Genomic DNA, 20,318 nt, shown 5'->3' with positions numbered 1-20,318 from the left:
GTTGTTTAAATACACTCGGGTTTTTTATTACCATTCTTTATCAAATACCTTTGATATTGCTCAAAATGGGGCTATTATCGGGATTAAATTGATGTTCGAAACCTACTAAACCACAAAAAATATACGCTATGGGCGATCTTATTATATCCTTCAGCAATTGGATTTGGGGCACTCCAATGTTAATCATGTTGCTAGGAGGAGGAGTGATCCTATTTTTTCATTCTGGGTTTATTCCTTTTAGAAAGATCGGACATGCAATTCGCTTACTCAGTGGGAAGTATGACAATGAATTAGCTCCGGGACAGATTACTTCTTTTCAGGCTTTGTCTTCTGCTATTGCAGCCACGGTGGGGTTAGGGAATATCAGTGGCGTTGCCATTGCGATCAATATGGGTGGTCCGGGAGCGATCTTTTGGATGTGGGTTTCTGCATTTGTAGGCATGGCCACCAAATATTACACCTGTAGCTTAGCCATTATGTTTCGAGGAAAAGATTCGTCTGGGGAAGTCCAGGGTGGCCCTATGTATGTGATTGAAGAGGGAATGGGAAAGAAGTGGAAATTCCTTTCTATTATTTTCTGTACCGCTGGTGTGTTGGGGTTATTAGCAATTTTCCAGGCTAATCAACTGACTGCAGTATTAAGAGCTGTGATATTTATGCCTGCTGGTTTGGATGGTGGAGAAACTTCTAGATTTATAGTAGGAGGGATAGATCTTGGGCAAAGTACACGTTGGATATTAGGAGTTACCATGATGCTTTTGGTAGCGATAGTAATTTTAGGAGGTATCAAAAGAATTGCCGCTGTAGCTTCTCGTATGGTTCCCTTTATGGTTGCCTTATATTTTGTGACAGTTTTGTTGATAGTATTCAACTATATAGATGAAGTCCCTTCCATGCTTTGGAAAATCATTGAAGATGCTTTTACCGGAAATGCAATTGCAGGTGGAGCAGTGGGTTCAGTAATTATCACTGGTGCTAGAAGAGCAGCTTTTTCCAATGAAGCAGGAATTGGGACAGCTCCCATGGTTCATGGGGCCTCTAAAAATAACGAGCCGATTCGAGAGGGTTTGATTGCTATGTTGGGGCCATTTATTGATACGATAGTGGTTTGTACTTTAACAGCATTGGTGATCATGCTGACAGGGGTATGGGAAACAACAGAGCATGATGGTGTAAGGTTGACCTTAAATGCATTCGAAATGGCGTTACCTGGGATAGGAAAATATTTGCTCATGGTTGCAGTGTTGATTTTTGCCTTATCGACCATGTTTACTTATTCCTATTACGGGCATAAATGTTTCAATTATTTATTTGGAGCTGACAAGGCTGATTATTACAATTATTTTTATTTAGCAACCATTGTCATGGGTGCGGTGGCGTCTTTAGATGTGGTGATTAGTCTGGTTGATGGTATGTATGCGATCATGGCGATACCAACTATGATTTCAACCATTTATTTGGCTCCAAAAGTAAAAGAGGCATCCAAGGATTATTTTAAGAGGATGAAAAATGTATAAAAGGTGAATATTCTCATTGCTCCAAACGCTTTCAAAGGAACCCTTTCTGCGATTGAAGCAGGAGAAATAATTGCATCTTCTATTCGTTCTCATCATCCAAATGCTTCAGTTCAGATGGTCCCTATTGGAGATGGGGGAGATGGTACTTGTCAGTTATTGGGTTATTCTCTAGGCTTGAGGCCAGTTTCCTGTTTTTGTCTTAATGCAGTAGGAAAGCCGGTAATTGGAACCTATTACCAAGAGGGAGTCAAAGCTTATATAGATGTTTCTACCTATTCTGGTTTAGGACAACTTCCAGCACATGAATTGGATATAAAAGTGAGTTCAACCTATGGTACGGGGCAAGTTATTCAACATGCAATTTCCAATGGGGCCAAAGAGATCATTTTAGGATTAGGGGAGTGCAACCATTGATTTGGGAATTGGGATATTGCAAGCTTTGGGTATTCAGTTTTTGGATGCCAATGGAAGGAGCCTTATTCCATTTTCTAAAGACTTTTTATTTAAGGTTAAGCACCTTCAAAAGAGCCTCAAAATCCCAAAGGTGGCTTTTACTTGTCTTTGTGATGTAAAGAATACATTTGGGGGGCCTGATGGAGCAATTCCCGTATTTGGACCTCAAAAAGGCCTTAAAAGCGAAGATATATCCCACTATGAAAATCAATGTGCCGTATTGTTGGAAATGATGTACCGCAAATCAAATCTTTCTTTTCAGGACAAACCTGGCTTTGGTGCAGCAGGTGGAATTGCAGCTGGACTTTCTGGATTTTTGAAACCAAGATTGAAACTGGAGCCACCTATTTCTTTCATCAAATTGGTTTAGAAAACAAGCTGGAAAAAGCTGATTGCGTGATCACGGGTGAGGGAAGATATGACGAACAGTCAAAATCCGGAAAGGCCTGTTTTGAATTAATGCAATTGGCTCAAAAATATAACAAACCTATTTTCCTAATTACATCTGGCCAGGAAGCAAAGAATGCAGGATTTACCAGGGTTTATCAACTTCCAGATTTAGATTTTCAAAAAAGTGATTTTAGAGAATCAGCTAAAAAACATTTAGAGGAAGTTTCAGGGACAATAGCATTGAAATAAATGGTGATGACATAAAAAAAGGAGGTCAAAAACCTCCTTTATAAATATATGCTATGTTTAGATTACTTCTTTTTTGAAAAAGTACCTTTCACGTCAATTGCAGATATTCCTGCCCCTAGACCGATTAATACGCAAACTATCAATAGGAAAGTCTGTGCTCCAAATGCAATTGGTGAACTGAAAACATCAAGTAGTATCATAATTTCTTTTTCATTGAACTTAACAATGCCCGAAGATAATTTCAAACATTGAAATTACCAAAGCTGAACTAGTATAAAGCAACTAATCTTTAATCTAGGTCGTCTTCTAAATCGTCGAAGTCATCTTCAAAATCCTCCTCATCATCGAAATCAACAATGTTGTCATCAAGGAATTCGTTTTCTTCGTCTAGATCGTATTCGTCTTCGAAATCTGCTCCGAATTCATCTGTGTCATCAAAATCATCGAAATCGTCGAAATCGTCATCAATGTCCTCCATATCAGTTAATTAAATGGTTGTGTGAATGAATTAATGCTGCGAATTAAAATAAAATTTCATTTTAGACAATGCGTTCCCAACTATTTTTTTTCAAGATATTCCAATCCAATTTTCAATTGAAAATTTTAAGTTTGGCTTTCACAATCTCTTCATATTTGGAAAAAAGGTTAGGTAAATTTTTAACGTCCTGAGTACTAATAAATAATAATTAGTTCAAAGTAGTTAGGCCACTCATTTTTAATGCTTAGAGAAGTTAAAAAAAAATGAAACTGCTTTCAAGCATTTAAAAAAACCTCCCGAAAAAGGAGGTTAATTAAATATACTTTTAATGTATTTTTTTATCAGGGGTTTAGATAAATAATCTTTTACGATTTGATATTTACTAGCTTTATTGATGTCCCTTTCATCCACAGAACTACTCAAGATGTATACTTGTGCCTCATTTTGAGCAGTGTCAAATGTGTCTAAGAAATCCCATCCAGTCATCTCTGGCATGTTCAAATCCAAGAAAAGGTAATTGGGCTTGATATTATAAATTTCATTTAAAGCAGCTTTTGCGCTTTGATATTTATAAAATTGACAAGGCTCATTTACATTCTTAGATATCAATTTTTCAGTAACAAATGTACTGATAGGATCATCATCTATGAGAACTATGGTTAACATCAAAATGCAAAAATGTGCAACTGAACAACAATTAATATGTTACAAAAGTAACATGATGCTGGAAAAAGACAAATATTTTGCCAAATTATCTTTATCCAAAATATCTTTTATTTTTCCAACCACGAATTTTCTGACAACCCAAAGTATCTATGGATAGATTTTACCAGTATGAATCTTCTTAAAAAGTGGTTGGATGTGTTACTTTTTACATATTGGTATGCAATAGCTGTGCCTTGGTGATATTAGGAGTTCTCTTCTGAATTTGGGGTTTGTGGTAGATCCGCTAAAAAGCTTTCAATTATTTTATCCACAGTTTTTAGAACTTTTTTATCCTTTCCTTTTGGACTAGATACTTCAGTAACTCCTGTCAATGTCATTAAAAATTTATCTTCTGTAGGATCTATAAAATCAACAATCACCTGCAAAAGCTCATAGCTTGTAGTTTTTGTACCATAATTAGGATTCATATACCTAGAAGCTGCCCAAGGATCCCAAACTCTGTACCCCCAATAAGGGTAGGGTGTGGAGTAGTTACTGGTGGTCCTTTTTCTGGGATCCTCATTAGAAGTATATCGGATTACTAAGTCTGGTTTCTCTCTATCATAGACAAAACCTTGAGCTTCTAAGGCTTCTTGTAAATGAATCTGAACTTGATGGTCAATAAATTCAGATTTAAATTCTTTCATTCCTACTTCCTGATTGATAATCACAAAGGAGGAGTAAGGCCTTCTGACTGGCATTTCTGTGTTTTCTTTGAAAATATCTATGGAACTACAGGATGATAGGATGAATGCCAGGAGTCCTATTAAGTAAATGGGTTTAATCGAAAGCATGTTGGGTAATATTTTGTCTTACTTGATACGTAATGCTCAAAGCAAAGTTAGCGAGCAGTATATAAACGAATATAATGAAAGGATTATTCCACAAACTTGTTCTTGCCTAGGAATCATTGTTATTTTTGACAAAATTTTCAACCATGCAAAAACCGGAATTTGACGATATTTTTATGGAGTTGGCTGTGAACTTAGCCAAAAGGTCCCATTGTATTAAAAAGCATGTGGGTGCCGTTTTGACAAAGGAGACAAGAATTATTTCAATAGGATATAATGGTCCACCGGCGGGTACCCATAATTGTGATGTAGAATTTCCAGATCATGGATGTGCCAGAGATAGCAAAGGAAGCTGCTCATTGGCGCTTCATGCAGAGCAAAATGCAATTCTTTATGCAGTGAAAAACAATACTTCCGTAGAAGGTTCTACTTTATACGTAACACTTTCTCCATGCTTAGCCTGCGCAAGAATTATTTTTTCTATGGGAATTTCGAAAGTAGTTTTTCTCTATTCCTATGCAGAATACAAAGGCATTGGTTCTGATGAAGGAGTTGATTTCTTGAGGAAATTTGGGGTTCAAGTAGAGAAATATCCTGAGGAATTGTTGGTTCAGGATGATCTAATTTAAATAAAGTTTACTTCAGCTTTAAGCGGGATTCCGAATTTTTCGAACACTGAAGCCTGAATATTTTCTGCCAACTCCTTGATATCATTCCCTTTACTATTTCCATAGTTTACCAAAACTAAAGGTTGCTTGGCATGTACTCCTGTTTCACCAAAGCGCTTGCCTTTCCAACCACTTTGTTCAATTAACCAGGCAGCAGGGACCTTTTTTCCCTCTGGCACATCGTACCCAGGGATATTGGGAAATGATTCTTTCAGTGCCTCCCAATCTTCTATTGAAATCGTTGGGTTTTTGAAGAAGGAACCTGCATTCCCAATTTCTTTTGGATCTGGAAGCTTGGACTGCCGTATTTTTATCACCGCATCACTGATTGCTTGAATGGACAATTCTTCATTTCCGCTTTCTTGGAGTGTTTCTTGAATTGTGCCATACTCAATATTGAATTCAGGCTTTTTATTCAATTGAAAGGTGACAGAAGTGATGATGTATTGACCTAGTAATTCATTCTTAAAAACACTTTCTCTGTACCCGAATTTACATTCCTCTTTGGTAAACTCTTTTTGTTCCAGGTTAGCTCGGTTTAAAGCCCTAAGACTATGAAAAACATCTTTAATTTCTACGCCATAAGCGCCAATGTTTTGCATGGGTGAGGCTCCAACTGTACCTGGAATAAGAGATAGGTTCTCTATGCCAGCCCATCCTTGGGCAATAGCATGGGTTACAAATGAATCCCAGTTTTCTCCGGCACCGACTTTGACCCACACATGATCGTCATTTTCGTCCACAACCTCAATACCAGCGATCTCGATTTTGATAACCAAGGAGTTGATATCCTGTGTTAAAAGAATATTGCTTCCCCCTCCTAAAATAAAAACCTCAAGTCCCCTGTTTCTGGACCATATTAAAGACTCGATTAATTGTTCTCTTGAATTGACACTGGTAAAAAATCTGGCTTTTTTATCTAAGCCAAACGTATTAAAGGGCTTAAGGGAAATGTTTTCTTGTATATTCATGAAGGAAATCTTGTATTGCGAAATAAACAAGATTTAGCCAGATAAGAAATGAAATTTTCATTCCTTTCACATATTTCATGAAAGAATTAATACTAAACGGGGTCAGAATTAGGCCTGGGCAAAACTTAAATTTGGAGTTGCCAATCGCAAAGCTTCCCACTCATACGCTGATTGATTTACCGATTTTCATTCGATCGGCCAAGAAACCTGGACCCGTGGTGTTAATATCAGGAGGGATTCATGGAGACGAAATCAATGGGATAGCCACAGCCAAAAAGATACTCGAGGAAGTAGATGAAAATTTAGATTTGAGAAAGGGAACCTTGATTATTATACCGTTGGTGAATATTTACGGATTCTTATCAAACAGTCGAACTTTTCCCGATGGTAGGGATTTAAACCGGAGTTTTCCAGGAAGTAAGAAAGGATCGTTGGCTTCCCAGATCGCATATATTTTAAGCAATGAAATCATTCCATTAATTGATTATGGAGTGGATTTTCATACTGGAGGTAGAATGTTGACCAATTACCCCCAAATCAGGGTAGATTATAGCGATCAAGAAGCTTTGGATTTAGCGAAATCCTTTGGTTCCCGCTTTGTGGTCAACTCAAAATATATTGAAAAATCCTTTCGAAAATCAGCATATAAATCCAATAAACGTATTTTAGTGTATGAGGGAGGTGAGTCCATGCGTTTGGATGAGTTTGCCATTGATGAAGGGGTACAAGGAACTAAGAGACTTCTTGCTAGTTTGGGAATGATTGATAACTTATCAGAACCTTCTCATACCATTTTCCTAAACGGAAGTGATTGGATTAGGGCCAAGGCCTCGGGAATTTTTAATTCGAATATCCAGTTAGGAGAGGCAGTGAAGAAAGGACAGGTACTGGCCAAAATATCTGACCCATATGGGCAAGTTAAAATTCCTGTCAAAGCACCTTCAAACGGCTTTGTCATTGGAATAAACAATATGCCAGTAATCAATGTAGGGGATGCCTTAATTCATGTAGGAAAAGAATAATTTGAAACTTTAAACTGTTAACCCCATTACTTTTATGCGTGTTGATGATCAATTCAAACACATTAGAAATCATTCATTATTCCTTTGTAGGGATTTGATTACTGAAGACTTTAGCCTTCAGGCTTCAGAAGAAGTAAGTCCACCAAAGTGGCATTTAGCACATACTACCTGGTTTTTGAACAATTTATTTTGATACCTTTTGCGGAAACATATCATGTGAAGCATCCTCAATTTAATTTTTTATTCAATTCGTATTATAATTCTTTGGGTGAGAGAACCGCGAGAAATCAAAGAGGATTGATGACCAGGCCCGCTGTTTCTGAAGTGTTTGAATACAGAGAATATGTAGATCAAGCGATGCTGGAATTAATTGCACAGGGAAATGAGGAAGTGCTTTCCTTAGTGGCTCTGGGGCTCAACCACGAGCAACAACATCAAGAGCTTTTGGTTACAGATTTAAAGTTCAGCCTTTGGTTTAACCCCCTGGATATCTCATTGATGGACATTGGTGAATATGTCATTCCAAATTCCAGTCCATGGGTAGAAAAAGAAGAAGGAATATATGAAGTGGGCTATAAGGGGAATGGGTTCTGTTTTGATAATGAATTGAATGCACATAAAGTATACCTAAATGCATTTAGAATTTCGGGGAATCTGGTCAGCAATGAAGAATACTTGGAGTTTATCCATGTGGGTGGGTATGAAAATCCTATTTACTGGCACGATGAAGGTTGGGCTTGGGTGCAACAACAAAAAATAAAAAAGCCATTGTATTGGGAGTATTCAAAGGATACTTGGAATTACTATACCCTGAATGGTAAACAGTCAATTGAATTAAAGGCTCCTGTGGCCCATGTGAGTTTCTATGAGGCTGCTGCATTTGCAAATTGGAAAGGGAAAAGGTTGCCTACTGAATTTGAATGGGAAGTAGCACAACAGGATTTTCATTGGGGTTCTAGATGGGAATGGACCAATTCGGCCTATTTGCCCTATCCTGGATTTAAAATTGCTCCGGGAGCTTTAGGAGAATACAATGGTAAATTTATGGTTAATCAAATGGTGCTTAGAGGAGCCTCTATTGCGACTCCTGAGAATCATTCAAGACCCTCTTATAGAAACTTTTTCATCCGCATTTCCGTTGGCAATTTATGGGGATCAGACTAGCCGAATCAATATAATATGAGTTCAAAAAATTTAGATTTCGGGTCCTTTGCCCAAGATGTCATGTTGGGTTTGAGTTCCCATCCAAAAACCCTTCCCTCCAAATATTTTTATGATGAGAAAGGAGATAAGTTGTTTCAGGAGATTATGGAGCTTCCTGAATATTATCTTACAAGAAAAGAATTTGAGATTTTTGAAAATCAGCATGAAGAAATCCTGAAGCCAGTTTTGAACTTAGGTCAATCCTTTAACCTGGTAGAATTAGGGGCCGGAGATGGGCTTAAAACAAAAATCTTCCTTCAATATTTAATCAAAGAAAAAGCTGATTTCGAGTATTTTCCAATTGATTTTTCGGCCACTGTCTTAGAGGAGTTGAAAGTAACCCTGAAAACTGAATTTCCTGGATTAACCGTTTCCACTATTAAAGATACTTATAGGGGTTCTTTGATTAAGCGGGATTGGGACAATGGGAAGCCTAATTTGATCTTATTTTTAGGTTCTAATCTCGGAAATTTTAGTTTAGAGGAAGCATATGATGTATTAAATCATTTACGAATTGGAGCCAATCACCAAGATTTCGTTTTGTTAGGATTGGATTTAAAAAGAATCCTCAAACCATTTTGGATGCCTATCATGATTCCAAAGGGGTGACGAAAGCTTTTAATTTGAATCTTTTGGATCGGGTTAATAGAGAGCTTCAAGGGGATATCAATACAGAGAATTTCACTCATTGGCCAACCTATGAACCTGTAACTGGAGAGTGTAGGAGTTATTTGGTTTCCATGGTTGAACAAACGATTAATTTAAAAGCTCTGGATCAATCTTTTCATTTTGAGGCATTTGAACCCATATTTACTGAAATAAGTAAGAAGTACAGTCTAACCGAGATTGAGGTTTTGGCAGAAAAAGGAGGATTCCGAACTGTACAAAGTTTTACGGATAAGGAACAATACTTTGCGAATATCCTGTGGCAAAGAATCTAAATCAAAAAAGGCATCCGGTTAATATGGATGCCTTTTTTTTGAGTAAAAATAGATTTTAACTGAAGTACTGCTTTAATCCTTCTAATCGTTCGATCAATTCCTTTTCTGTGCTTCGATAGGCAGACCTGTTTGATAATTCAGTGTTGACTGAAAAATAATATTTTATCTTAGGTTCTGTTCCTGATGGTCTTGCTGAAATTTTACTACCATCTGCTAGATAAAACTGCATGACATTGGACTTGTCCAATTCAAGAGGAATGACCTTACCTGAGTCTACATAAGTAACGGTACTGGCCTTCACATCCACTATACGCTCCACTTTCTGGGAATTCATTTCTTTTGGTGGCTTTTGTCTAAATCCATTCATTAAAGCCTGAATTTGTTCTGCACCATCTTTCCCTTTTTTGGTCACAGAAATCAGATTTTCCTTATAGAAACCAAATTGTTCATAGATTTCTGCGAGCACATCAAATACCGTTTTTCCTTTTGATTTATAGTAAGCAACGACTTCAGCCACCATAGCACAGGCACTGACTCCGTCCTTGTCTCTGACAAAATCCCCCACTAAATAGCCATAGGACTCTTCTCCACCTCCAATAAATTTCTTGATGCCTTCTAACTCTCTGATGATTGCTGCAATATTTTTAAAGCCTGTCAAAACAGAAAAGCATTCCACACCAAATCCTGCGCAGATTTTGTCAATCAATTCTGTGGTCACAATGGTATTGACCATAAACTGATTTCCATCGAGTTTTCCTGCTTCTTTCCACTTACTCAATAAGTAATAGGTCAACAATGATCCGGTTTGATTTCCATTGAGAAGTTCATATTCCCCAAATTCATTGGGTACAGCTGCTGCATAGCGATCTCCATCAGGATCACAGGCCAAAATCAGCTCTGCACCTACTTCTTTTCCTAGTTTAACAGACAGCGTTAATGCTTCTGCTTCTTCAGGATTAGGGTACACTACTGTTGGAAAGGTTCCGTCAGGTTCGGCTTGCTCCTTGACGATATGCACATTTTCAAAGCCAAATGCCTTGATAGCAGCAGGAACCATTTTGCCAGAAGCTCCATGAATAGGAGAGAAGACAATTGGTAAGTTTTTTTGTTGTTTGATTTCCTCAGGGGATAAGCTGAGACCTTTTACCTTCTCCAAGTAAATGGCATCAAAATCCTCCTCTATATAACTGAATAAATCATCTTGTTTATTCCAATTTACCTGATCAAAAGAAGTGATTTTCTGAACTTCTTTAATGATGTTGGTATCATGGGGAGCAACTACTTGCGCTCCATCATCCCAATAAGCTTTATATCCATTGTATTCCTTTGGGTTATGGGATGCAGTGATCATGACCCCACTTTTACATCCATAATGCCTCACAGCAAATGAAAGCATGGGCGTAGGTCTCATGTCTTTGAAGTATAATACTTTAATTCCGTTAGCGGTTAAGACATTTGCGGTAGTGGTGGCAAACAAGGTATTATTGATTCTACTGTCATGTGTAATCGCTACTTTGATTTCTTCGCCTTCAAAGCACTTCAATAAATAGTTAGCCAGTCCTTGGGTGGCCATTCCGATGGTGTAAATATTCATTCGGTTGGTTCCAACTCCCATTAAACCCCTCAATCCTCCCGTTCCGAATTCAAGATCTTGATAAAATGAATCAACCAACTCCGTTGGATTATCATTGATCAGCTTCTTGATCTGGGTTTTAGTTTTTTCATCGATGTTTCCATTCAGCCAACTTTGGGCTTTTTCGAGTATGGCAGGATCTAGTGCGCTCATATGTTAAAAATTTCTTTGAAATCTAATTTATAGAAAATGTGAAATAAAGCCATTTTATCGCCACAAATCCTTCTCTTTTTTAATTGAATATTTTTTAAACCACCTTACTATAAGATGTTTATTGATTTTTGACCTGGGAGGGGATTTTTTTAAGCGTAGAATAAAACTATTTTTAGGGAGATCTATCACCTACTTAAATTAATGGAATTCCCTTTTCGACTAGGTATACCACAGCTTTTCTTTTTTGTTTTTATGATAAGCATGGGCAATGCCCAAGATTTCCAGCCTAATCAAAGAATATACCTAAGCGGAAAAGATGCTGCCAATGCTGTTCACTGGGATTTTAAAATATCTGACGGAAAAAATGCTGGGATTTGGACTCAACTACCGGTTCCATCCATTTGGGAAATGCATGGTTTTGGAACACTTAACTATGGTCATGATCATCGTGATACAAACAAATTACTTGGAAAAGAATATGGAGAATATGGTTTAGAATTCTTTGCTGAGAAGGAATGGAAGGGGCAAACTGTCAATTTGGTCTTTGATGGTTCTATGACGGATACAGAAGTTTGGGTGAATGGTAAAAGTGCTGGGCCCATTCACCAAGGAGGGTTTTACAGATTTCAATTTGATATCAGCAAATTGTTATCCTACGGGGATACTAATTTACTTGAAGTGACTGTAAGAAAAGTGTCTGAAAATGAGTCAATTAATAAAGCAGAACGAGAAGCGGATTTTTGGATTTTTGGTGGAATATTCAGACCAGTATTTTTAGAGGTTTTACCTAGTTTTCATTTTACTAGAATTGCAGTTGACCCCAGGCATGATGGGAATTTTAGTGGATTGGTATTATTGAACAAAGTTCCAAAGTCCAGTTGGTTGGATATTGAACTGATTGATCCGAATACTGGCCAAACTGTAGATAAATTCCAGCAATCTATTGTCGCTGATTCGGTAAGTTTTTCTCATCAATTTTCAACTATCAAAGCTTGGAATCCAGAATCTCCCACCCTGTACCATGCCATTTTCAAATGGATGGATGGGGAAGGAGTCCTCTTTGAGAAAAGTGAAACAATAGGATTTAGGTCTGTGGAATTGAAAGAGAAAGATGGATTATATATCAATGGGGTAAAAGTTATCCTTAAAGGAGTGAATCGACATTCTTTTTATCCCACTACTGGGAGGGCTCTGAGCGACTCAAACCATTTGGAGGATATTCTTTTGATGAAGGAAATGAATATGAATGCCGTAAGAATGTCTCATTATCCCCCGGATGAGAGATTCTTAGAAGTAGCGGATTCATTAGGGTTATTTGTATTAGATGAGGTGACTGGCTGGCAGGATGCTTATGATGATATGAATGGACCAAAGTTAATTCAAGAAACTGTGATAAGGGATGCGAATCATCCTTCGGTGATCTTTTGGAATCATGGAAATGAAGGAGGTTGGAATTTTGATAATGAGCCCGCTTTTTATCAAGTTGATATTCAAAAAAGACCTGTTATTTACCCCTGGCTTTTGCGAAATTACATCGATACCTTTCATTACCCTACCTATACTTCCAAGGAAGGAAGATTGGATCGGGGAGTGGATGTGTTTATACCTACAGAACTATTACATGGTTTGTATGACGGTGGGGCCGGGGCAGGGCTGGGTGATTTTTGGACAAAGTACTCTGGAAACCCTTTGTTTGCAGGAGGTTTTTTATGGGCATTTTCGGATGAAGCAGTAAAAAAAACAGACCGATCGGATAGCTTAGATTCTGATGGAAACCATGCTCCAAATGGAATACTAGGTCCTTTTAGAGAAAAAGAAGGAAGTTTTTATACTATTCAATCTGTTTTTCTCCTATCCAACTAGACTTTTTAGAAGAGGGAATTCCTGTTGGAGGAAAGGTAAACGTTACGAATCGATACTTATTTTCTGATCTTAATACCTGTCAGTTACGGATAGAAGTATTGAAAATAAAAGGTTGGAAAGGAACCTCTGTTTTGAGCAGTAATTCAATTTCTCTTCCAGCACTTCGACCTGGACAATCGGCACTAGTTGATTTACAATTGCCTGATCAATGGAAAGAAGGAGATATATTAAAAATAACAGCTGTTGGTATCCATGGGGAGACACTTACGACTTGGGCAAAACCTTTGCGTGAACCCAAAGAGGGAATCAGAAGGTATTTTAATTCCAATGAAATTGAAATATATCCCATTAAAGTCCGGGAATCCACTACTGATGTCCAAGTAGAGGTAGATGGGAAACTCTTCTTTTTCGGAAAGAAGTCTGGCAATTTAGAGTTGGTAAAAGTGGGGAGAAGATTTTTTTATTTATCCCAAAATCCCAAACTAGAGGGAGTGAGGCTTGAGCCTACTAAAGTCTCTTGGAAAAAATTACAAGATGGTTCAATCGAGATTCATTCCTCTTTTCAAAATCAATGGGGGGACATTACTTGGACAGTATTACCAAATGCCCAATTGAAAATGGAAGCATCTATTTCACAAATACCTACACCAAGTAAGGAATTGCTTGGTGTAGGTTTTCACTTCCCTGACTCTTTGATTGAAAAGGCGGATTTGATCACAGATGGTCCATATCGAGTATGGAAAAACAGGAGGGAAGGAGTTGGTTTCGGGCTTTGGGAAAAAAATATAACGATACTCAGACAGGCTATAGTTTCGAAGATTTACAATATCCTGAGTTTAAAGGATACTACTCAAATTTCCATGCTGCCAAATTGATCACACACGATGGAGAGATCGAGATAAAGACCGAGACACCAGGGATATTTTTAAGTTTGTTCAAGCCTAAGTATCCACCTGAATCTACTTTGGGAGTAATGCCGACCCAAACAGAATCTGATCTTAGCTTTGTTTATGATATTCCAGCTATGGGTACCAAATTTCATTTAGGGGCTGAAATGGGGCCTGTTCAAAATGAATCACATGATAAAACTATAAAACCACTCATATTATGGTTTAATTTTCGCTGATTGGGACTCTTTATCGATAATTACTTCTTTTTTTAACTCTTGAAAAATGCTCATAGGGAATAATTCCATACCCATATTTTATGGAAAACACCTTGGTAAACTCTGCTCCAAAGAAGAAAATTAAACAAGAATAGGAGACCCAAAGCAGGATTAAGATCAAAGAACCTGCTGCTCCGTATGTGGACCCTGGATTGGTAGCACCAAAATATAAGGCGAGTAGAAATTTACCTGCTACAAATAAAATAGCAGTTAAAAATGCTCCCACCCAAACTGTTTTCCATCTGATTTTGGCATCAGGTAAATACTTGAATATCAAGGCAAATAAAAATGTGATGACAGAAATGGAAAGTACCCAATCTAAAGTAAACGCCAAGTAAATCACAAATTCAGGTAATTTCCCAGATAAGAAATCACTTAAAATGGAAATCAATGCTGTGAGAATAAAACTTACCAAAAGAAGAAATCCCAAAACCAAAACAAAACCAAAGCTGACTAGACGATCCTTGGCCAATTTATACCAAGTGATTTCATCTGTAAGTTTCAATTCCCAGATTTGGTTTAGTGAGACTTTTAAGTGATAAAAAACGCCTGTTGCTCCGAATAATAATGTCCCTACACCAACGACAGTAGCCAAGATATTTTTATCACTTAACTCGGTACTTAAAATCATTTCCTGAATGATTTTGGCGTTATCTGGACCTAATATATTTTGAAATTGAGCAGACAGATTACCCGCAACAATATCAGGCCCCCAAATAGCTCCCACAGAATTGACTACAATCACCAATAATGCAGGCAAAGACAAAACTGCATAATAGGCAACTACGGCACTTAGCCTTGCCGGGTCGGAGGCCATCCATCGATGATAAGCCATGACGATTAGTTTGGGCAAATCACGAATGTGAAATCTACTTGGGGTTATCAAATCTTCTTTTGGACTCTTTTCCATGCTTAATTAGCGTTTTCTTTTGCCTTTTGTAAGGTTAGTGCCCCTAATTCTTCCTTCATAGGGACTCCTCCTTTGATTCCAAAGTCCAAAGTTCTGATTGGGAATGGAATGGTAATACCTTCTTGGTCAAAAGCTTTCTTTAAAGCAATGATAGCTTCGTTTCTTGCAGGGATGAAGTTAATTTCTTCAGTGGAGAATTTAACCCAAATATTCAAAATGAAATTGATGGAGCTGTCTCCAAATCCGGTCCAAAAAATACTGGGCTCTTCAGTTGACAATCTACTGGGTAAATCTTCCATCGCCGCTAAGGCAATTTTTTGTACTGTTTCTAAATCTTCCCCATAGCTGACCCCACATTCTATCTGTACTCTTCTTTTGCCTTCCTCTGTATAATTGATGAAAAATTCTTGGAACAACATTCGGTTAGGAACATGTACAATAGGTCCATTATAGGTTCGAATTTTAGTCACTCGCAGATTTACGTCAATCACTTTACCTTCATGTCCGTCTTTGGTCTGAATGACATCACCAATTTTATAAGGTTGGTTGAAAGTGATAAAAACACCTGACATAAAATTGGCTGCTGTATCTTGGAAAGCAAAACCCAAGGCCAAACCCATGATTCCTAATCCTGCTAATATGGATGAAACTGTTTTGCTTAATTCCATTGCAGAGAGGGAAAGCATGATTCCCAGAACCAACATTCCCATAAATATGATCTGGCTTAAAAACCTACTTATGGTCGGGTTAATATGAATTTTAGTAAGGTATTTATTTGAATACAACTTTAGTTTTCTCGCCATGAAAATTGCAATGGTCATGATGATGATGGCCAATGCCAAATTGGGTAAGCTGCTGATTGCAGCTTCTCCCCAACCTTGCAACTTTTCGGTTATTTTTTCAAAAACTTTTTGTGTGTCGTATCCAAATATTTCTGCTAATCTCATGTCCTTTTTTTTGATTCCCATTCTAAAATGAAATCATCATGCCACGTTTAGTATGAATTGCATAAGGGGAGATATGTGGGGATAGGGGAATTAAATAATATCCTAGATAGTGTGATTTGGGGCTGATAATCAGGTTTTTGAAGGAAAAGGAACTTGTACGGATTCCTCTCTACAAAAAAATAGAACAATAAGAGGTGTTTTACCGGAATTAAAAATCTTGATTTTGCCCGATTTGGGGAATTAATTCCTTGGCAACTTTTGGTTTTTTTCCAATTGATTCAGGATAGTTTGGGAATTGACTCCTAATTGTCTCATGATTTTTTGAACATCTTTTTGATGGAGGTTCGTCCTTTTGATTCTCTTTTCTTCAAAGATAATCACATTGCCTTCCCAAATATTTGGGGCACCAGGCACAAAAATCACCAAGTCACCATTGTCTAATTTATCTACCTCGAATCCCAACATCCATCCATCAATAGGAGCTAATACTACAGGGAAGTTCGTCTCCGCACTTAAACCTGCTGTATCTTGAAGCGTGTTCTTCATCAGGTGATAACCTGGGAAAAGTGTCAAAATATTGTTTTCTATCCAATTGACCATTTTTAGTCCCACTCCTTTACTGGCTATATACCCGGCTAACAAACAAATAAAAACCAGAATGATAATGCTTAGAAGGTAAGGACTATTCGTAATAAAGTATTTATCTCCAAAATGTTCAGTAATTGAGGTAGCTAAGGGGCTTAGCAAACTGATGGCTTTTTCTAAAAAGATAATTACCAGGATGATAGGAAATAAAAAATATTCCACCCTTCAGGAGTTCATTAAATAGACCGATCAATTTTTTCATGGATTCCGATTTGAATGAAAAAATTAGAACATTTTCCTATGGAAAAAAATGCCGGTACAAGACCGGCTTTTTATTATAAGTTTCCTCTTAATTCCTGCTCTCGTTCAATTGCCTCGAACAAGGCTTTGAAATTGCCTTTTCCAAAGGATTTAGCTCCTTTTCTTTGGATTATTTCGAAGAATAAAGTGGGTCTATCTTGAACAGGTTTTGTGAAAATCTGAAGTAGGTACCCTTCCTCATCCCGGTCAACCAAAATATTTAACTCCTTTAGAGGCCGGAGATCCTCATCTATTTTCCCTACGCGATCCAAGAGATCATCATAATAAGATTGAGGAACTTCCAAAAATTCAATTCCTCTTTTTCTTAGTTCGGATACTGTATGGATGATATTATCGGTGGCAATCGCCATATGCTGCACTCCAGGTCCGTTATAAAAATCTAGATACTCTTCTATCTGAGATTTTTTCTTTCCTTCTGCCGGTTCGTTGATAGGGAATTTGATATAGCCATTTCCATTGGAAACTACTTTTGACATCAGGGCTGAATATTCCGTAGAAATATCTTTGTCGTCAAATGTGATCAACAATTTAAATCCCATCACATCTTCATAAAATGAAACCCAGCGGTTCATTTCACCTAGCTCAACATTCCCTACACAATGGTCGATGTATTTCAATCCTATTGGAGTAGCATGATAAGTGCTTTTTCTTGGGATAAAACCCGGAAGAAATACCCCCTTGTAATTTTTACGTTCTACGAAGGTATGAATGGTATCTCCATAAGTTTTGATAGAAGCGGTTTTTACTTCACCATGTTCATCTTTGAAGGTAGCAGGCTCTTCTACAGATTCAGCTCCCCTTGAAGTGGTTTCATACCAAGATTTTTCCACATCATCTACCCATAGGGCAAGTACCTTGACTCCATCTCCGTGACGATTGATATGTTGGGAAATTGGGGATTCAGATTGTAAAGGTGAAGTCAATACCAATCGGATTTTATCCTGTTTTAACACATAGGAAGCCCGATCTTTAATCCCTGTTTCAGGTCCTGCATAGGCTATCAATTCAAATCCAAAAGCATATTGATAGAACAGGGAAGATTGCTTGGCATTGCCTACATAAAGCTCTATGTAATCGGTCCCGTTGATTGGGAGAAAATCTTCAGTCATGATTCAGTCATTTTTTGGGTTTTATATCTATCCCAAAGTTATAAAAAAGTAACCAAAGAAAATTTTGTGATTAGCAATTATTCTTGAGGGTTTTTATTAGCCCACAAAGTAATCACTGCCATGATCAAAATAGTCAAGGCCCATTGTCCTATTCCAGGCTCAAAAGACAGGAGAAGCAAGGCTAGGTAGTAAATAGGCCCCATTGTAAACCCTATTAGAAATTTAATGGTGGAGTCAAATACTTTATCCTTGATCTTAGGACTTCTCCAAAGCCAAACCCCATACAATGGGAAATGAAAGATCTTCATAAGTTTGTTTTTCAATCCTGAAAAGGGGAGGACAGGGTCTTTTACGAATCCTGATTCCAGAAACTCTTTCACCGCCTCTTGGTCATTGAGGTCTACACCTGCCTCAATGAGCCTTTGTAAATTAACCTCATAATTTTCATTGGGTATTTCTACTACTAATTCATGAAGTGCCTTTTCCACAGACTTGGTCAATTTTCCGGATTGGGAGTTTGGCATGTCCACCTCTATGGGATTTCCAAAAATCATATGAACCCTACTCCCTGATTTTCTATGCGCAGAATAATTAATCCCTACAGGTAAAATAACGGGCTCAGTTTGAGGGTATTTTTCTTTTAACCCAAATGCCATTCTAGTGAACCCTTTACTCAAAGGTCTTAGGTTTCGGATTAAGCTATGACTGCCTTCGGCAAAAATGATCACCGTTCCATTCTTTTTTAGAATCTCATATGTTTTATCAAATATTTGCTGATTCTGTTGAATGGTTGAAAATCCATCGCGAACACGATAGACAGGAAGCATGCGTATAAAATCCAATAACTTAGCTACCAATGGACTTTTAAACACAGAAGCCCTAGTTAAAAAGAAGGGATTTAATTTAGTATGAGTCGCTAAAAGGAGAGGGTCAATAAGTGCATTTTGGTGATTAGCAACCAGAATAACCGGCCTTTTTTTGGGAATATTTTCCTTCCCATCCACTTTGATGTTTTTGAAATAGAGATGAAGGCAGGCCTTGACCATGAGCCTCAACCAATAATTTACAAAATCTTTCATTCTTTATATTTCCATAGGGTGGCTATCGTAATTCCTGAAATCAAATGCCAAATGCCCCAAAAGGCAGTAATAAAGGCCATTCCTCCAAGTCCATTAAAATAGGTAAAGATAAGAACCAACCCCAACCCTGAGTTTTGAATTCCTGTTTCAATAGTTAATGTTTTGATATCAGCTAAGGGAAGTTTGAATGCTTTTCCGGTTAAAAAACCAGCTCCCAAAGCAATGAAATTGTGTGCTAAAACCCATAAAAAAATCAAGGAAATGTAGCTTAAAAAAAGGTCTAAGTTTCCCATAAAGGCAATTACAATAAATGCAGCGAAAATAAGAAGGCTTAGGGGTTTTAGGATTTTGGATGCTTTCTCTGCAAATTTTGGTGCATTCTGATGCGTTAAAATACCCAATAACAGGGGTATCCCTAATATTAAAGCAACGGTAAAAAAGGCATCTTTGAAATCCAGGCTAATTTCTTTGAGAAGGCTGGAGGTAGGTCCATATAGACTTGCCCAGATTGCAAAATTGACTGGAGTACTAATGATGGAAAGGAGACTTGAAAAACCTGTTAAACTGATGGACAATGCCGTATTTCCTTTTGCCAAATTGGACAGAAAATTTGAAATGTTTCCTCCGGGACAAGCTGCCACCAAAAACATCCCCAATGCGACACTTGGAGGGGGATTAATTATGTTGACTAATTCCCAGGTTAAGAAAGGCAATAAAAGGAATTGCGAAAAAACGCCCAGAAAAAAACTTTTGGGATTTTTTACCAAATACTTAAAATCTTCGAACCTTAAATCTAAAGCCACTCCATACATGATCAGCGCCAAGGCAAGGTTGAGTAAAAGTAGGTCTTGGGGGCTAAAGTTTAATTGTATGGAATCTAACTCGTTATATGCTTGCATGAAGCCTTAATTCATAAGAATGGGTGTCTTCCCTCTTTGATTATTGTATAAAGAGAATACCAATTATAAGCAATTTGGAGATGAAAACATGTATCTATTCATTTAAGGCCTATTTTTTCCCTTTTCGAACATAAATAGTGCAATCGATTGCGTAGGTATCTAGTTCATTCATAGAATAGGCATTGACCCAAAGAGACGAAATGGTTAGATTAAAGAAATTTATGGTAGAAGCTTGAGCATACAAGTTCTTGATGATACCAAAACTG

Annotated in this window: 17 protein-coding genes and 2 pseudogenes; 8 read left to right on the top strand and 11 right to left on the bottom strand. The window is 37.5% G+C overall.

All coding sequences use genetic code 11. The features are described 5' to 3' along the window. The first annotated feature begins 128 nt into the window (after nucleotides 1–128). Nucleotides 129–1,517 carry an alanine/glycine:cation symporter family protein gene (locus V8V91_RS02795; protein ID WP_373398657.1) on the top strand — a complete coding sequence of 463 codons (1,389 nt, stop codon included), beginning with the start codon at nucleotides 129–131 and terminating at the stop codon, nucleotides 1,515–1,517. A 3-nt stretch (nucleotides 1,518–1,520) separates the two neighbouring features. Continuing rightward, nucleotides 1,521–2,609: pseudogene (locus V8V91_RS02790) on the top strand (glycerate kinase). Nucleotides 2,610–2,898: 289 nt separating this feature from the next. Here the strand turns inward: V8V91_RS02790 and V8V91_RS02785 are convergent. The 3 genes from V8V91_RS02785 to V8V91_RS02775 all read right to left on the bottom strand — a co-directional run bounded on the left by V8V91_RS02785 (nucleotide 2,899) and on the right by V8V91_RS02775 (nucleotide 4,586). Beyond that, nucleotides 2,899–3,087, bottom strand: a complete 189-nt coding sequence (locus tag V8V91_RS02785; RefSeq protein ID WP_373398656.1) for a hypothetical protein — start codon at nucleotides 3,085–3,087, stop codon at nucleotides 2,899–2,901. Nucleotides 3,088–3,396: 309 nt separating this feature from the next. Beyond that, nucleotides 3,397–3,753: a response regulator gene (locus V8V91_RS02780; protein ID WP_074224301.1), complete on the bottom strand. Its 357-nt coding sequence runs from the start codon at nucleotides 3,751–3,753 to the stop codon at nucleotides 3,397–3,399. Between the two features lie 242 nt (nucleotides 3,754–3,995). Continuing rightward, entirely contained in the window at nucleotides 3,996–4,586 is a 591-nt protein-coding gene (locus tag V8V91_RS02775) for a DUF4136 domain-containing protein (RefSeq protein WP_373398655.1), read from the bottom strand. A gap of 143 nt (nucleotides 4,587–4,729) precedes the next feature. Between V8V91_RS02775 and V8V91_RS02770 the strand changes: the two genes are divergently transcribed. Continuing rightward, on the top strand, nucleotides 4,730–5,212 hold the full coding sequence (locus V8V91_RS02770; RefSeq protein ID WP_074224299.1) for a dCMP deaminase family protein: 483 nt from the start codon (nucleotides 4,730–4,732) through the stop codon (nucleotides 5,210–5,212). Here the strand turns inward: V8V91_RS02770 and murB are convergent. Beyond that, the gene (gene murB / locus V8V91_RS02765) at nucleotides 5,209–6,222 is read right to left on the bottom strand and encodes a UDP-N-acetylmuramate dehydrogenase (RefSeq protein WP_373398654.1); all 1,014 of its coding nucleotides are present in this window, start codon (nucleotides 6,220–6,222) and stop codon (nucleotides 5,209–5,211) included. The two genes, V8V91_RS02770 and murB, sit on opposite strands and share 4 nt — an antisense overlap. A 77-nt stretch (nucleotides 6,223–6,299) precedes the next feature. Between murB and V8V91_RS02760 the strand changes: the two genes are divergently transcribed. The 3 genes and pseudogenes from V8V91_RS02760 to V8V91_RS02750 all read left to right on the top strand — a co-directional run bounded on the left by V8V91_RS02760 (nucleotide 6,300) and on the right by V8V91_RS02750 (nucleotide 9,388). Next, entirely contained in the window at nucleotides 6,300–7,244 is a 945-nt protein-coding gene (locus V8V91_RS02760; protein ID WP_373398653.1) for a succinylglutamate desuccinylase/aspartoacylase family protein, read from the top strand. 147 nt (nucleotides 7,245–7,391) lie between these two features. Then, nucleotides 7,392–8,408: an ergothioneine biosynthesis protein EgtB gene (locus V8V91_RS02755; protein WP_373398652.1), complete on the top strand. Its 1,017-nt coding sequence runs from the start codon at nucleotides 7,392–7,394 to the stop codon at nucleotides 8,406–8,408. A gap of 15 nt (nucleotides 8,409–8,423) precedes the next feature. Next, nucleotides 8,424–9,388 (top strand): annotated as a pseudogene (locus V8V91_RS02750) (L-histidine N(alpha)-methyltransferase). Nucleotides 9,389–9,443: 55 nt separating this feature from the next. Here the strand turns inward: V8V91_RS02750 and V8V91_RS02745 are convergent. Continuing rightward, nucleotides 9,444–11,174, bottom strand: a complete 1,731-nt coding sequence (locus V8V91_RS02745; RefSeq protein ID WP_373398651.1) for a phospho-sugar mutase — start codon at nucleotides 11,172–11,174, stop codon at nucleotides 9,444–9,446. Between the two features lie 261 nt (nucleotides 11,175–11,435). On the opposite strand from V8V91_RS02745, the gene V8V91_RS02740 reads away from it, so the two are divergent. Next, nucleotides 11,436–13,037, top strand: a complete 1,602-nt coding sequence (locus V8V91_RS02740; protein WP_373398650.1) for a glycoside hydrolase family 2 protein — start codon at nucleotides 11,436–11,438, stop codon at nucleotides 13,035–13,037. Next, entirely contained in the window at nucleotides 13,013–13,912 is a 900-nt protein-coding gene (locus V8V91_RS02735) for a beta-galactosidase domain 4-containing protein (protein WP_373400602.1), read from the top strand. The genes V8V91_RS02740 and V8V91_RS02735 overlap by 25 nt, the downstream gene beginning before the upstream one ends. Nucleotides 13,913–14,173: 261 nt before the next feature. On the opposite strand, the gene V8V91_RS02730 is transcribed toward V8V91_RS02735, so the two are convergent. The 6 genes from V8V91_RS02730 to V8V91_RS02705 form a co-directional block, all read right to left on the bottom strand. Continuing rightward, nucleotides 14,174–15,112 (bottom strand): YihY/virulence factor BrkB family protein, encoded by a 939-nt coding sequence (locus V8V91_RS02730; protein ID WP_373398649.1) that lies wholly within the window; start codon nucleotides 15,110–15,112, stop codon nucleotides 14,174–14,176. A gap of 2 nt (nucleotides 15,113–15,114) precedes the next feature. Beyond that, on the bottom strand, nucleotides 15,115–16,059 hold the full coding sequence (locus V8V91_RS02725; RefSeq protein ID WP_373398648.1) for a mechanosensitive ion channel family protein: 945 nt from the start codon (nucleotides 16,057–16,059) through the stop codon (nucleotides 15,115–15,117). 240 nt (nucleotides 16,060–16,299) lie between these two features. Continuing rightward, nucleotides 16,300–16,866: a hypothetical protein gene (locus tag V8V91_RS02720; protein WP_373398647.1), complete on the bottom strand. Its 567-nt coding sequence runs from the start codon at nucleotides 16,864–16,866 to the stop codon at nucleotides 16,300–16,302. A 113-nt stretch (nucleotides 16,867–16,979) separates the two neighbouring features. Then, nucleotides 16,980–18,074 carry a 4-hydroxyphenylpyruvate dioxygenase gene (hppD, locus tag V8V91_RS02715; RefSeq protein ID WP_373398646.1) on the bottom strand — a complete coding sequence of 365 codons (1,095 nt, stop codon included), beginning with the start codon at nucleotides 18,072–18,074 and terminating at the stop codon, nucleotides 16,980–16,982. Between the two features lie 77 nt (nucleotides 18,075–18,151). Beyond that, nucleotides 18,152–19,153, bottom strand: coding sequence for a lysophospholipid acyltransferase family protein (locus tag V8V91_RS02710; RefSeq protein WP_373398645.1), 1,002 nt, complete (start codon nucleotides 19,151–19,153; stop codon nucleotides 18,152–18,154). After that, nucleotides 19,150–20,052 (bottom strand): bile acid:sodium symporter family protein, encoded by a 903-nt coding sequence (locus V8V91_RS02705; protein ID WP_373398644.1) that lies wholly within the window; start codon nucleotides 20,050–20,052, stop codon nucleotides 19,150–19,152. Before V8V91_RS02705 ends, V8V91_RS02710 begins: the two co-directional genes overlap by 4 nt. Between the last annotated feature and the right edge of the window lie 266 nt (nucleotides 20,053–20,318).

The organism is Algoriphagus halophilus (genome assembly GCF_041729275.1).
In the GTDB taxonomy this organism is placed as follows: domain Bacteria; phylum Bacteroidota; class Bacteroidia; order Cytophagales; family Cyclobacteriaceae; genus Algoriphagus; species Algoriphagus halophilus_A.
Note: the sequence above shows the minus strand (reverse complement) of the source record. Positions and strands in the feature narration are given on the sequence as shown.

What these genes read in the sequence shown, in the direction of transcription:
- V8V91_RS02760 (WP_373398653.1), top strand. Translation starts at nt 6,300, where the DNA reads ATGAAAGAATTAATACTAAACGGGGTCAGAATTAGGCCTGGGCAAAAC.
- V8V91_RS02775 (WP_373398655.1), bottom strand. Translation starts at nt 4,586, where the DNA reads ATGCTTTCGATTAAACCCATTTACTTAATAGGACTCCTGGCATTCATC.
- V8V91_RS02770 (WP_074224299.1), top strand. Translation starts at nt 4,730, where the DNA reads ATGCAAAAACCGGAATTTGACGATATTTTTATGGAGTTGGCTGTGAAC.
- hppD (WP_373398646.1), bottom strand. Translation starts at nt 18,074, where the DNA reads ATGACTGAAGATTTTCTCCCAATCAACGGGACCGATTACATAGAGCTT.
- V8V91_RS02795 (WP_373398657.1), top strand. Translation starts at nt 129, where the DNA reads ATGGGCGATCTTATTATATCCTTCAGCAATTGGATTTGGGGCACTCCA.
- V8V91_RS02730 (WP_373398649.1), bottom strand. Translation starts at nt 15,112, where the DNA reads ATGGAAAAGAGTCCAAAAGAAGATTTGATAACCCCAAGTAGATTTCAC.
- V8V91_RS02785 (WP_373398656.1), bottom strand. Translation starts at nt 3,087, where the DNA reads ATGGAGGACATTGATGACGATTTCGACGATTTCGATGATTTTGATGAC.
- murB (WP_373398654.1), bottom strand. Translation starts at nt 6,222, where the DNA reads ATGAATATACAAGAAAACATTTCCCTTAAGCCCTTTAATACGTTTGGC.
- V8V91_RS02745 (WP_373398651.1), bottom strand. Translation starts at nt 11,174, where the DNA reads ATGAGCGCACTAGATCCTGCCATACTCGAAAAAGCCCAAAGTTGGCTG.
- V8V91_RS02740 (WP_373398650.1), top strand. Translation starts at nt 11,436, where the DNA reads ATGGGCAATGCCCAAGATTTCCAGCCTAATCAAAGAATATACCTAAGC.
- V8V91_RS02780 (WP_074224301.1), bottom strand. Translation starts at nt 3,753, where the DNA reads ATGTTAACCATAGTTCTCATAGATGATGATCCTATCAGTACATTTGTT.
- V8V91_RS02725 (WP_373398648.1), bottom strand. Translation starts at nt 16,059, where the DNA reads ATGAGATTAGCAGAAATATTTGGATACGACACACAAAAAGTTTTTGAA.
- V8V91_RS02705 (WP_373398644.1), bottom strand. Translation starts at nt 20,052, where the DNA reads ATGCAAGCATATAACGAGTTAGATTCCATACAATTAAACTTTAGCCCC.
- V8V91_RS02710 (WP_373398645.1), bottom strand. Translation starts at nt 19,153, where the DNA reads ATGAAAGATTTTGTAAATTATTGGTTGAGGCTCATGGTCAAGGCCTGC.